Raw genomic sequence first — 13,079 nt, forward strand, 5'->3', positions numbered from 1 at the left:
GCCGGGTAGTTAATCCTCCCCGGCGAGCTGGGTGAGCACCTCGTCGAGGCTGTCGAGAGCATAGTTGGCGTCCGTGTAGCCGGCGATCGTCGACTTGCCCAGGCCGAAGACGTGGTCGTCCCGGGCGGCGTCCAGCGCCTTGAACGCGTCCATCTCCATGATTCCGTCGGTGTCCCCGTCCACGGATCCGTCCAGCAGGACGCTGTAGAAGATGACGTCCGAATCCCCGAAGGTGCTGCCGATCCGCTCGGTGGACAGGGTCTGCTCGTAACCGTCGGCGTCGCGGGTGGCGTCCTCCACCCCGTCGGCGAACTGCACGCCCACCGGGGTGATGATCTTGCCGATCATGCTGCCGGAGCCGTTGGCGCTGAACTCGCCGGCGTCCCACGCACCGAACATCGAGACACGGATGTCGGACACGATGTCGGCGTGCTTCTCGGCGAGTTCGGCCTGCCGCTCCTCGAGTTCCCGGGCTTTCTCCTCGGCCTCGTCGGTGCGGTTGAGTGCATCGGCGATCTGACCGACGCGTCCGTCCCAGTCGCCGCGGTCCTCGCCGCCATGCATGTAGATGTAGGACGGTGCGACCTCGCGGAGCTGGTCGACGACGTCCGCCTCGATCATGTTGGGCACGAGAATGAGATCCGGATCGAGCTGGGCGATCTGCTCGACGTCCACGCCTCCACCACCACCGATCTCGGGCAGGTCCTTGACCTTCTCGTACTGTTCGTCGGTCAGAAGGCCACGTTCCCAGTTGCTGGGCATCGCGGCAGGGGTCAGCCCGAGGTCCAGGAGCGCCTGCACGCCGGCGAAGTGCAGCGGGACGACGGTCTCCGGGGTGTCGACAATCTCGACCTCGTTGTCCTCGTAGTCGGTGACGGTGCGCATCTCACCGGAATCGGACGCGCCGGACGCGGCCCCGGTTGCGTCGGACGATCCGTCCGAATCGTCGGAGGAGCAACCTGCCAACACGAGTGCGAGGGACACCGCGATGGCGCCGACTATGGAACGACGGTTGAGGGACATGAAACTCTCCTGAATGTCTTGTGAAAGGTAACTGTCGAGAATCATCGCACAGGGAGGATGACTGAGGGTAGCGAAACCTATTTTCAAACACCGACGGCGACACCGTGTCCGACCGACCCGCTACCCTAAACTGAGACACGCGACACCACCACACGGAACCACGAGGAGCCACATGAACATCACCTTCGGCTGGGGTTACGACGGTGCCAGGTGGACCACACCCGACTCTCCCGCCACGGTGGGCTCGGTGGTTGTTGGCCCCACCCGGCTCATTGATCTGCTGTCCACCCGACTGGCCTGCACCGCACCGGAGGCCGATCAGCCGTTACGCATCGCCGCTGTCCGTGCCGCCCTGTCGAGCCTCGTTCCCGCACGCGCCGACGATGATCCCTTCGCCCGCAGCTTCCGTGCCGACCCGTGGTCATTGTCGCGGACCGTCCTGGCCTGGCGTGATGAGCTCGTCGCTGCCGGGTGGGACGGTGTGAAGGCCCGGGATGCCTCCCCGCGGATCGCGCTCATTGCCGAAGTCGATGCCCTGGCACGTGTTCATCCGGAATGGATGCCGGGTGCTGCCGACCTCACCGGGCAGGTTGCCGCCACCCTCACGGACCTCGCGAGCTCCGGTGCCACATGGCCCGTGGGCATCGGCACGTTGACCGTGGACAACGCTTTCGCCGACCTCCCCCCGATCTGGCGGTCCATCCTGGACAACCTCGCCGCCCTCGGCGTGCAGGTCGTCGAAGCTGCGGCACCCGGGCCCGTGCAGGATCTGCGAATTGTCACCACGGACACGGAATGGGACGCAGCCTCCACCACTGTCCGCCTGCTGGCGGACACGCTACTCACCCACCAAGAACCGGTGAGTGTCGTGGCATCCTCGGCGACCGACGTGCTCGACCGCGAACTCGCCCGGCGCGGCCTCCCCCAGGTCGGTGTGCGTGACCGCTCCACGGAACGGGCTTTCGCCCAGATCGTCCCGGTGTTCCTCGCGGCGGTGTCCTCACCGCCGGACGTGCACGCCATCGGCACCCTGCTGGAACACACGGTGACCACCACCCGCACAGACGACGGGACACTCGTCCCGGTGCGCCTGGTCCCCGCGAAACTCCGCACCGAGCTCATCCGTGCGCTCAGCAATCAGCCGGGCGTAGGCGGACCCCTGTGGAACGACGCCATCACCACCACCATCGCCCACTACGAGGGCAAGGACGAGCCCGAAGCCCACAAGGCCTCTTTGGCGCGGGACCTCGACCAACTCATCCGCGTCGATCCGCTGACGGAGCAGGACGACTCGGACGCCCCCGGCTACGACACCGCCCGGGTCGCCGACCACCTGGAATGGTTGGCCGACAGGCTGACCACACTCGCGGGGAACACCGACCAGGACCTCAAGGGCATGGCCCAGGGGACGAAAGCCGCCGCCGGCATCATCGCCGGGCTCGACGGCACCACCGTGTCCTCGCACGAGCTGACCAGCATCACCACGGACTGCACCGCCTCCGCCGCGACCTCGGCGACCAGTGGTTCCGGGGCCGCGGCATCGGAACGCCAGGACGTGGTCGCTTCCCCGTCCGCGCTGGGTGTCGGCACCTCCCCGGTGCTGTGGTGGCTCCCCGTCGACGACCAGTCCGCTCCCCCGCAGACCTTCCGACCCACCGAGATCGCGGCACTGCGCGATGCCGGAATTGAACTCCCCGACCGGGAAGCACTGTCGAGCCTGGTGCTGGACTCGCACCTGCGCGCGATCCGACGCCGTCGCTCGGTCACGGCCGTCCTCCCCGCGGAGGTGAACGGGGAGACGGCCGCACCGCATCCCGTCCTGACCTTCCTCACCAATGATGTTCAGGGCAAAGATGCCGCAGCCGACGGTGTCGATGTGCCGGCCGCCGAGCTCATCCCGGCATCCACCCACACACCCGCACCCACCGACCCGCTGCGTCCTGACCCCGTGGAGCGCAGCATTGATCCGGGTGAGCACCTGGTCCCGGACTACCTCAGCTACTCACAGTGGACATCGTTACTGGCACACCCGCTGGAATGGGTCCTGGAGCGTCAACTCGGCATTGCCGCGGCCGGGCTGACCTCCCTGCCGGACGGTAACCAGATGATCGGCACCTACCTCCACGCCGTGGTCGAGTCCATCGTGGAACGCCATCTCACCGATCAGGACGACCCGGGTACGGTCACCCCCACCGAGGATGAGGTACGCAGGGAACTCGAAGAACTGATGCCGCAGTATGCCTCCGAACTGCTACTTCCCGGGCACGGACGCGAACGTGGCACCGTCCTGGTCACCGGGCTGGCCTCGATTATGGGCCTGTTTACCACGCTGAATGCAACCGGTATCCGCATTTCCGGGGCCGAGGCGAAATACCGCACCGCCATCCCGAACAGCCGGGGGGCAGGTGGGCAGCCCGTCCAGCTCGGCGGCTACCGCGACCTGGACGTCATCCTGGCCGACGGGCGGGACGGGGTCATCGACCTGAAGTACACCAACTCGAAGAAGAAGTACCGGGAGTTGGTGGAGGAGGGCGCCGCGCTGCAGCTTGCCGTCTACGCCTACTCGGTGGCCGAAGACACCACGAAACTCACCAACACCCCCGTGGCCTACTACATGCTGAAACACGACCGGATGGATACCTCCTTCCCCGACTTCGGATCCCCGGAGATCCTGGAGGTCAGCCCCGGAGACATCGGTTCTCGCACCGCCGACGACCTGTGGTTCCGTGCGGTCTCCGGCATCAACCGGATCTTCGACGACCTGCGGGACGGACGAATCGCCGACGTCGGCAACATCCTCGCCCAGGGCAGCTGGGATGAGCTGGCCAAGGAACTACGGAAGGAGGCGAAGAAAAAGTCACCCGCCCCGGACGACCGCATCTCCGAATCGCCGTACAGCCCGGAGCAGGTCGCCCGCTACAACGACTTGATCGACATCGCCGTGCACCGGGATTTCCTGCCCACCGATATCACGAAGTACCACAGCTTCGGCCTGCTGACGGGCCTGACGGGAGACTACCTTGACCAGTAAATACACCGTCATCAAGGCTTCCGCGGGCTCCGGGAAGACCTACCGGCTGACCGAGGAACTCACCGAGCGTCTCGCCCGGGTGAATGCCGACGGCACCCCGGAGATCCGACCGTCGGATATCATCGCCACCACCTTCACCCGCAAGGCCGCCGCCGAACTGTCCGGACGCATCCGCGAACGGCTCGTTGACGAGGGCCAACTGTCGCAGGCGGCGGCGATGCCCACCGCACTGATCGGCACGGTGAACTCGATCACCGGGCGCATCCTGCAGGAGTTCGCCGTCGATGCCGGACGCTCTCCCGAGCTGGCGGTGCTCTCGGAAACCAGTCAGGCCCGCGCCTTCTCCCTCGCCGTCGACAACGACATCGCTGAGGCCGAGGACGCCCACCGTGAGCTGCTTGTCCGCATGGGTTACGACCTGGGTCCCACCGATGATCCGATGTACAACCCCGGGCGGATGAACTGGGGGAAGACCGTGCGGGACGTCATTGAGCTCGCCCGCGCCAACGACATCTCCCCCGACGATTTCGGGGCGCTGGCGGAGACCAGTCTGGACGGACTGTTCACCGCCCTCGACGACGCTGCTGCCGATGGTACGGCCGCCGGATCCACCTCCGATGCCCGCGGAGCTGTACTCGCCGCCGTCCGTGACGCGGTGACTCAGCTGCGTTCCGACCTGTCCGAGGGAACTATCAAGGGAAAGTCCGTTGGCCCGGTGGAGGAACTCATCGGTCCAGCGGAAAACTTTATCCTCACCCAGACAACTATCCCGGGTGCACGCGAACGCCTGACATGGAAGGAATGGTTCGCCGCAGCAAAAGGGGACGTCCCCAGGGCGACGAGGAAAGCGACGAAACCATGGGGGAAGGCCTTTGCTGACGCCGTTCCCGCCTCCGTGTTCGCCACCGATCCTGCGCTGCGCAGCGACCTGGCGGAGCTGACCCGGCTCGTCTTCACCACCGCCGCCACCTGCATGGGTGCCTACGACGACTACAAGAGTTCCCTCGGGCTGATCGACTTCGCCGACCAGGAGCAACTCACCCTGCACCTGCTGCGCGATGACTCCGACATCGGCCGGGCCGTGCGCGAGACCATTGCCGCCCGTTTCCGCATCCTCGTCGTCGACGAGTTCCAGGACACCAGTCCCCTCCAACTCGCCCTGTTCACCGAACTCGGCAACCTGGTGGACGAGGTCATCTGGGTCGGGGATCCCAAACAGTCCATCTACGGTTTCCGCGGCGCCGATCCGTCCCTGATGACCTCCGCCCTCGAGGCCATCACCGCCGAGGGGGGACGCACCGATATCCTGCACCACTCCTGGCGCACCCATGCAACCCCGCTCGACCTCAGCAACCGCCTGTTCTCCCGGGTCTTCCCCGGCGAACCAGACGCCGCCAACCCGGGGCTCCTCAACACCGAGGTGTGGTTGGACGTGCCCGAGCCACTCGCCGACAAGCATGCTGGCGACGATCCCGGGGACGTCCAGGTATGGACCCCTGCCCAGGGTGCCGTGTGGAACGCAAAAGCCCCCTGGTTCACCCGCATCGCCCGGGGACTACAGGAACTCGAGCAGGCGGAGGGCGTCCCCGACAAGGGCCGCGCCGTCCTGACACGGTCCAACCGGCAGGCCGATGACCTGCGCGTTGCACTGCGGGCATGGGGCATTCCGACCGAAGGCGGGGGAACCCCGCTGCTGGAGACCCGCGAGGGTGCCACCGTCCGGGCGGCGTGCGCCTGGCTGCGGGATCCGGCGGACACGCAGGCACTGGTGGAACTGATCGCCGTCCTCAACGAGCACCCGGCCCACATGGACTGGTTCACCACGCTGACCTCGGCGACGGAATCCCCTGACCTCGACGCCCGGCGCGCACATCTGGCGGCGTGGTCGCAGGACGAATCGTTGGCGGGCCTGGCTGCCCTCCGTCCGGCATTGCCACAGCTCACGGTCATGCAGACCGTCGTTGCCGTCATTGATGCCCTGGACCTGCGCTACAGGGTGGCATCCTGGAAGAATCCGGTCGACCGCACCGCGGCGATCAACGGGATCCTCAACGCGGTCACCGATTATGAATCGGATGCCGCGGGCGCCGGTCTCCCGGTCACCCTCAGCGGTTTCCTGACCTCCCTGGACCCGGATTCCCACGAGCGGGACAACACCGTGCCCACCACGTCCTCGGCACGGAATCCCGCTGCCATCGTGGTCAGTACGATTCACCAGGCCAAGGGCCTGGAGTGGGACACCGTGGTCGTGGCACCGCCACTGTACTCCGACCGTTTCCGCGCGGCCGGGGTGTGGGTCGATTCGCCGACGCAATTGTCACTGAGTGCACCACTGGCAGGACGCGAACTCCGCTTCTGGCCCGAAACCCTCCTGAACAGTGACGTGTTGAAAACAGCCCTCTCCGAGACCCCGGTACAGGAGGAACGCCGGGAGGCCGAACAACTCGAAGAAATGCGGTTGCTGTACGTGGCGATGACCCGCTCCCGGCGCCGCACCGTGCTTGCTCCACACCGGACACTCGGTGACCTCGCCGCATTCAAGGACACCGGGTTCGGGCTCAACGAGGTGTCGATGGTCGAGGACGCCGCCGGCGATGCTGACGCGGACGGCGACGGGACCCGGACCGGGGTGCAGGTACTGTGGCCGTCGCATGGCTCGGATGGTGATGAACAGGACTCCGACTTCGTCGACTGCGAGGTGCGCGCCATCTCCCATGACAAGTACGCATTCCTCGACATCCTCATGGCACGCGGCGAACGTCCACCCCACCCGTCGGCCCTGATCGATGATGAACGCCAACCTGCGCCGCGGGCCGCGGAATCGACTGAGACCGACATGCTGTCGGCCACCTTCACCGCGAGCGCGGTCGAGGCGACCCCGGAACGTGCCGGTGCTGCGACCATCACACTGCTCGCGGATCTCGGCGATGCCCTGGTTGAGGGCGGTGGAAAAGACTGGAACAAGGTCGGCGACTGCGTGCACTCCTACCTGGCCGCACCGCTGGATGACCTCACCGACGACCGAAAACACGCGTTGGTGGCCCGACTAGTGGAGTCATGGAATGTCGGTGACCGGGTCAGCGCAGACGATGTCGTGGAGGCCGGCGAACGGTGGATCACGTGGCTGCATGAGCAGTACCCCGGCGCGACCGTGGAATCCGAAGTGCCGTTTACCTGGACCAACGGAAAACACCAACGTGCCGAAGGGTGGCTCGATGAACTCGTGACCCTCCCCGACGGACGACGCGTGATCGTCGACCACAAGACTTTCCCCGGCGCCGATCCGATCACGCACATCCGGGACAACTACATCGGCCAGATGGACACCTACCGGCAGGCCCTGACCGACATCGACGGAGCAGAACCTGCCGCGATCCTGATCCACCTTCCGCTGGCAGGAAAGGTGGTGGAGGTTCGTTGACGACCCCGCCCCGCACATCACAGTCGCGGGTCACGCGCCAGATGGCTGGAGATCACCATCCGCTGGATCTGGTTGGTTCCCTCGAAAATCTGCATCACCTTCGCCTCCCGCATGTACCGCTCGACCGGGAAATCCCGGGTGTAGCCCGCGCCACCCAGCACCTGCACCGCGTCGGTGGTGACCCGCATCGCGTTGTCGGTGGCGACGAGCTTGGCCACCGACGCCTCCTTGCTGAACGGTTCACCCCGGTCCCTGATGCGTGCGGCGGCCAGGTACGTTGCCCGTGACGAGCTGACCGCGGCCTCCATGTCGGCGAGCAGGAACGCCACCCCCTGGTGGTCGATGATCGGCCGGTCGAACGTCTCCCGTACCTTGGCATAACCGACGGCGGCATCCAGGGCCCCCTGGGCCAAACCCGTTGCACAGGCCGAGATTCCCAACCGGCCCGAGTCCAACGCTGCCAAGGCAATCGCGAGCCCCTCCCCCTCCGTGCCGATCAGCCGATCGGCGGGAATCCGGGCGTCCTCGAAGACCAGCGAGGCGGTCGGGGAACCCGTGAGCCCCATCTTCTGCTCAGGGGGATCCACGGTGAGCCCGGGTGTATCCGCCGGAACCAGGAAACAGCTGATCCCCCTGCGGTCCCCGGGCGCCCCTCCGGTGCGGAGCATAACCGTGTAGAAATCAGCGTAGCCGGCGTTCGTCACCCAAGCCTTCGTCCCGTTGAGCACGTACTCATCCCCGTCCCGACGCGCGGTCGCCGCCGTCGCCGCGGGGTCGGACCCGGCCTGCGGTTCGGACAGGCTGTAGGCACCGACCTGTGTCCCGCTGAGCATCTCCGGGAGCCACCTCTGCTGCTGTTCCGGCGTGCCGTAGTTCGCCAGCGCGAAACAGCTCAGTGCGTGGACGGACACCCCCACCGCGACCGACGCCCACACCGTCCCGATCTCCTCGAGAATCTGCAGGTGGAGCTCCGACGGGAGCCCGAGCCCGCCGAGATTCCCCGGATACGCCATGCCGAGGACACCGACCTCGCCGAGGATCCGGTAGGCCTCGGCAGGGAAAATCCCGTCGCTCTCTGCACGGTCGACAAGGGGCGCGAGTTGTGTCGCGACAACGTCGCGTACCGCCTCGAGGATGTCATGGTGCTCCGGGTCGTCAAGAATCCGGCGAGCCGGCATGGTCCACTCCTTCACCAGGTTGCTTTCGTTACACTAACCTCACAGTATCGTTTTCCACCGTGTCGGAGACGTCCCGTCTGGTATGACTGGAGCACCATGAGCACCGCACCCACCGCCCCGTTCGACCTCATTGTCGTCGACTCGCTGCTCACCGACGACGAACGACTGCTGCGCGACACCGTCGCCGACTTCGCCACCCGCGAACTCGCCCCGAACATCGCCGGCTGGTACGAGGACGGCACCCTGCCGGTCAGTGACCTCGCCCCGAAACTCGGTGACCTGGGCGTCCTCGGTATGCACCTGGAGGGTTACGGATGCGCCGGTGCCTCCGCCACCGAATACGGGCTGGCCTGCATGGAGATCGAGGCGGTGGACTCGGGACTGCGGTCTCTGGTGTCGGTACAGGGCTCCCTGGCGATGTTCGCCATCCACCACTGGGGCTCCGAGGAGCAGAAGGAACACTACCTTCCCGGCATGGCCGCAGGCAGCACCGTCGGCTGTTTCGGGTTGACCGAGCCCGATGCCGGTTCCGACCCTGCCAACATGCGCACCCGCGCCACGCGGGACGGGGACGACTGGGTCCTCACCGGCACCAAGATGTGGATCACCAACGCCCCCGTCGCCGATGTGGCCGTCGTCTGGGCCCGGACCGAGGATGGGTACGCCGGCTTCATCGTCGACACCGACACCGAGGGGTTCAGTGCCCCGGAGATCACGCGCAAACTGTCGCTACGCGCCTCGGTCACCGGTGAGATCGTGCTGGACGGCTGCCGTGTGCCCGATGCGCGGCGACTCCCCCACGTTCACTCACTCCGTGGCCCGTTGACGTGTCTCAACGAGGCCAGGTACGGCATCATCTTCGGCGCCCTCGGTGCCGCCCGCGATGCGCTGTCCACCGCCCTGGGCTACGTGTCTACCCGTCAGGTCTTCGACAGCCCGCTGAGTTCGTTCCAGCTGACCCAGGCCAAACTGGCGGACATGGCCGTGGAACTCGACAAGTCCTACCTGCTCGCCCTGCAGCTCGGTCGGTTGAAGGACGCAGGTGAACTCGCACCCCACCAGATCAGCGTCGGCAAACTGAACTCCACCCGCGTCGCCCTGGAGATCACCCGCGAATGCCGCACCCTGCTGGGCGCGTCCGGCATCACCCTGGAGTACTCGCCCCTGCGCCACGCCAACAACCTCGAGTCGGTGCTGACCTACGAGGGCACCGCCGAGATGCACCAGCTGACCATCGGTCAGGCGCTCACCGGCGAGCAGGCGTTCAGGAACCGGAGCTGACCGGCGCCGTGGCGGTGGCCGTCGACTGCGCGGTCTTCGTCCGGGACCCATCCCCCAGCATCACCACGTAGTACAGCACACCTCCCAGAGCGGCCCCGATGATCCAGGCGAACCCGGACAAATCCTGCAATGCCGGCACCCACACTGTGAGCACGGCGAACACCGCCGCGATGCCCACCGCCGCCAGTCCCTTGAGGTTCCAGCCCTTGCGGTAATAGTAGGGGCCGTCCTGGTCCAGCGTGAACGTGTCCCGCAGGTTCACCTGCTTGCGGCGGATTAGGTAGTAGTCCACGACCAGTACGCCATAGAGCGGGGCCAGTACGGCACCCAGTGTGTCCACGAATGTCGGCAGACCGATGTCGTCGATCACCGCCACCCACAGTGCACCGATAATGAACCCCAGCGCGGCGGTGATGATCCCGCCCATCCGGAAGCTGATCTTCGAGGGCGCCATGTTCGCCATGTCATAGGCCGGCGGAATGAAGTTCGCCACCAGGTTGACCCCCACCGTGGCGACCAGGAACGTGACCGCCGCGATGATCGACAACACCACCGAATCCGCCTGGCCCACGATGTCGGACGGGTTATCCATCGGAGTGCCCTGACCGTCCTGGAACACCACGTACGCACCGGCGGTGATGAACAACGCCAGGAACGTGAAGAACGCCAGCGACAACGGTAGACCGGTGAAGTTACCCAACTTCATCGACTTCTCTGACTTCGAGAACCTGGAGAAGTCACCGAAGTTGATGATCACTGCAGAGAAGTACGCCACCATCGTGCCGATCACCCCCACGAAGGCCGACACCGCGGCCCACCCGGTCACATCGTCGCTGTTGAAGATCGACCCGACCGCAGGCAGCATCTCGGAGCCCGCCCGCACCCAGATCACCACGAGCAGCACGACCATCACCACGTACACCGCGGGGCCGGCGAAGTTCAGGAAGCGGGTGATCGCGTCGATACCCCTGCTGAACAGGGCAACCTGCAACACCGCGACAATCACGTAGGAGATCCACGACACCGCATTCATGCCCAGGAACTCGCCCGACTGCGGCGAATTGAAGGCGGCGTTGATCGCCAGGGCCACGGCAGTGGACGCGAAGTAGGTCTGTGCGCCGTACCAGAAGATCGCGACGATGCCGCGGACCAGTGCGGGGAACCGTGCCCCGAGCACACCCATCGACATTCGGGCCATCACCGCGTAGGGCACGCCAAGCTTCACACTCGGCGCGCCCGACAGGTTCACCAGCCAGTTGACGATGATTCCGGCGAGGATGATCGCGGCAAAGACATACCAGCCGCTGATACCCGCTCCGATGAACAGGGATGCTGCCAGGGTGTATCCGGCGAGTGACTGGACGTCGTTGGTCCAGACGTTGAAGATCTCGAAGGCACCCCATTTGCGGTGTTTCTTCGCGATCGGGGCGAGATCCGCGTTGAACAGCGCAGGGTCTGCGGTGGTGACGTCGATGTCAGTGATCGAGGTGGCTGGGTCGTCAGTGTCGCGCATAGGGTCCGCCGGATCTGTCGTCGTAGGGACTTTATCGAGAAACCACCCTAGACCACCGGTTATGACCCAGCACACATTTCTTGCTGGTTAACTCGCGGACCACATACCCGGACAGTCAACTACCTGCGCTCCACCCACGGGGCCGCCGGCTGCGGGGGTGTGCCCCAGGGGTGGCCGCGGTGCCGTATCAGGTCAGTGGCCGTGCGCCGAGGTCACGACGACATCATCCGTGACACGCCACCGTTCACCGATGAAGCCACCTGCTGCGGTGATCAACGAGATCACGGCGAGGATGACGATGGCCGGAGTCGAGGAAGGTTCGTCCTGAAGCCCCATCAGTGCGGTGGCGATGAACGGCAGGAAGCCCGTGATCGCCCCGGCGAGGTTGTACCCCAACGAGACGCCGGTGTAGCGCAGCCGTGCAGGGAACAGTTCGCTGAGCAGCGCCCCCGTGACAGAATAGGAGATGGTCAGCACGCCGATACCCAGGGAAATCGCGACGGTGATCGCGGCGATGTTGCCGGTGTCGATCAGCAGGAACAACGGCCAGGCCGCCAGCGCGGTCACGATGCCGCCGAACGCGACGACCTTACCGGGGCCGAACTTCTCGGCAACCCGTCCGAAAATCAGGACCACGACGATCTGCACCAACGCGGCGACAAGCGTCGCATTGACCACCGGCTGGCGTTCCACACCCAGTGTGCCGGTGGCGTAACTGACGACGAACGTGTTCATCACATAGAACCCGCCCACTCCGAGGAGAGCGACGCAGATAGCGACACACAACTGCTTCCAACCTGAGCGGAACACCTCGAAGGCGGAGGTCTTCGGTTGGTCGTCATTCTCCATGAGCTGGGCGAACACCGGCGACTCCTCGACCTGCAGCCGGATCAGCAGGGCGATGCCCAGCAGCGGGAAAGCAGCCAGGAACGGCAGTCGCCAACCCCACGCGTCAACGGAGTCGGACGGCAGCAACAGCACCAGAGTGAACGCCGCCGACGACAGCAAGGTACCGACCGGTGAGCCGAGCTGCACCATCGCCGCATACCGTCCGCGCTTCTCTGGCGGGGCGTGCTCGATGGCGATCGTGGTCGCACCGCCCCACTCACCGCCGACAGCGACACCCTGCAACAGCCGCAGCAGGGCAAGCAGGATCGGCGCGGCGAGTCCGATGTCGGCGAACGTCGGCAACACACCGATCACACCGGTTGCAGTACCGATGGCGATGATGCTGATGATCAACGTGGGACGACGCCCCACCCGGTCACCGAGCAGGCCGAACAGGAATGCACCGATGGGCCGGGCGACGAAGCCCACGCCGAAGGTCGCGAAGGACGCCATCGTGGCTGCGAGCGCGTTGAGATCCGTGAAGAACAGGTGATTGAACACCAGTGCTGCGGCGGTGCCGAACAGGAAGTAGTCGTACCACTCCAGTGCCGTACCGACGAAGGCCGCGCGGGCGATACGCGACACGTCTTTCGGGCTGACTTCTACGACGTCGGCGGTTCCGTCGGGACCAGGGCCGCCGGCGGCGCTGACCGCACCGTCGGGCGTGTGTGCGGTTGTCGTGGTGGGCCCGGCTGAACCCGGGCTGTCGTCATGGGCCACAGAACTTCTCCTCTTCTCGGGGGA

The 13,079-nt window shown here is 65.8% G+C and carries 7 protein-coding genes; 3 read left to right on the top strand and 4 right to left on the bottom strand.

The annotated features are described in order from the left end of the window. Positions 1-9: 9 nt before the first annotated feature. Positions 10-1,023 (bottom strand): ABC transporter substrate-binding protein, encoded by a 1,014-nt coding sequence (locus tag CGLY_RS11375; RefSeq protein ID WP_038549497.1) that lies wholly within the window; start codon positions 1,021-1,023, stop codon positions 10-12. Positions 1,024-1,195: 172 nt separating this feature from the next. Between CGLY_RS11375 and CGLY_RS11380 the strand changes: the two genes are divergently transcribed. Together CGLY_RS11380 and CGLY_RS11385 are read left to right on the top strand one after the other, a co-directional pair. Continuing rightward, entirely contained in the window at positions 1,196-4,054 is a 2,859-nt protein-coding gene (locus tag CGLY_RS11380) for a PD-(D/E)XK nuclease family protein (protein WP_038549500.1), read from the top strand. Then, complete coding sequence (locus CGLY_RS11385; RefSeq protein ID WP_038549503.1) at positions 4,044-7,475, top strand: UvrD-helicase domain-containing protein; 3,432 nt, start codon at positions 4,044-4,046, stop codon at positions 7,473-7,475. The genes CGLY_RS11380 and CGLY_RS11385 overlap by 11 nt, the downstream gene beginning before the upstream one ends. Positions 7,476-7,492: 17 nt before the next feature. On the opposite strand, the gene CGLY_RS11390 is transcribed toward CGLY_RS11385, so the two are convergent. Next, entirely contained in the window at positions 7,493-8,653 is a 1,161-nt protein-coding gene (locus CGLY_RS11390; RefSeq protein WP_038549505.1) for an acyl-CoA dehydrogenase family protein, read from the bottom strand. A gap of 96 nt (positions 8,654-8,749) precedes the next feature. Here CGLY_RS11390 and CGLY_RS11395 point away from each other — a divergent pair, with 96 nt between their 5' ends. Beyond that, positions 8,750-9,934, top strand: a complete 1,185-nt coding sequence (locus CGLY_RS11395) for an acyl-CoA dehydrogenase family protein (RefSeq protein WP_052540103.1) — start codon at positions 8,750-8,752, stop codon at positions 9,932-9,934. Here the strand turns inward: CGLY_RS11395 and CGLY_RS11400 are convergent. Together CGLY_RS11400 and CGLY_RS11405 are read right to left on the bottom strand one after the other, a co-directional pair. After that, complete coding sequence (locus tag CGLY_RS11400; RefSeq protein WP_038549507.1) at positions 9,918-11,447, bottom strand: NCS1 family nucleobase:cation symporter-1; 1,530 nt, start codon at positions 11,445-11,447, stop codon at positions 9,918-9,920. The genes CGLY_RS11395 and CGLY_RS11400 overlap by 17 nt on opposite strands. 192 nt (positions 11,448-11,639) lie before the next feature. Beyond that, on the bottom strand, positions 11,640-13,055 hold the full coding sequence (locus tag CGLY_RS11405) for an MFS transporter (protein ID WP_081803896.1): 1,416 nt from the start codon (positions 13,053-13,055) through the stop codon (positions 11,640-11,642). Positions 13,056-13,079: the final 24 nt, after the last annotated feature.

It is taken from the genome of Corynebacterium glyciniphilum AJ 3170 (genome assembly GCF_000626675.1).
GTDB classification, from domain to species: domain Bacteria; phylum Actinomycetota; class Actinomycetes; order Mycobacteriales; family Mycobacteriaceae; genus Corynebacterium; species Corynebacterium glyciniphilum.

Bases quoted from the DNA above. Each gene is read 5' to 3' on its own strand.
- CGLY_RS11400 (WP_038549507.1), bottom strand. From the start codon at position 11,447: ATGCGCGACACTGACGACCCAGCCACCTCGATCACTGACATCGACGTC.
- CGLY_RS11395 (WP_052540103.1), top strand. From the start codon at position 8,750: ATGAGCACCGCACCCACCGCCCCGTTCGACCTCATTGTCGTCGACTCG.
- CGLY_RS11390 (WP_038549505.1), bottom strand. From the start codon at position 8,653: ATGCCGGCTCGCCGGATTCTTGACGACCCGGAGCACCATGACATCCTC.
- CGLY_RS11375 (WP_038549497.1), bottom strand. From the start codon at position 1,023: ATGTCCCTCAACCGTCGTTCCATAGTCGGCGCCATCGCGGTGTCCCTC.
- CGLY_RS11380 (WP_038549500.1), top strand. From the start codon at position 1,196: ATGAACATCACCTTCGGCTGGGGTTACGACGGTGCCAGGTGGACCACA.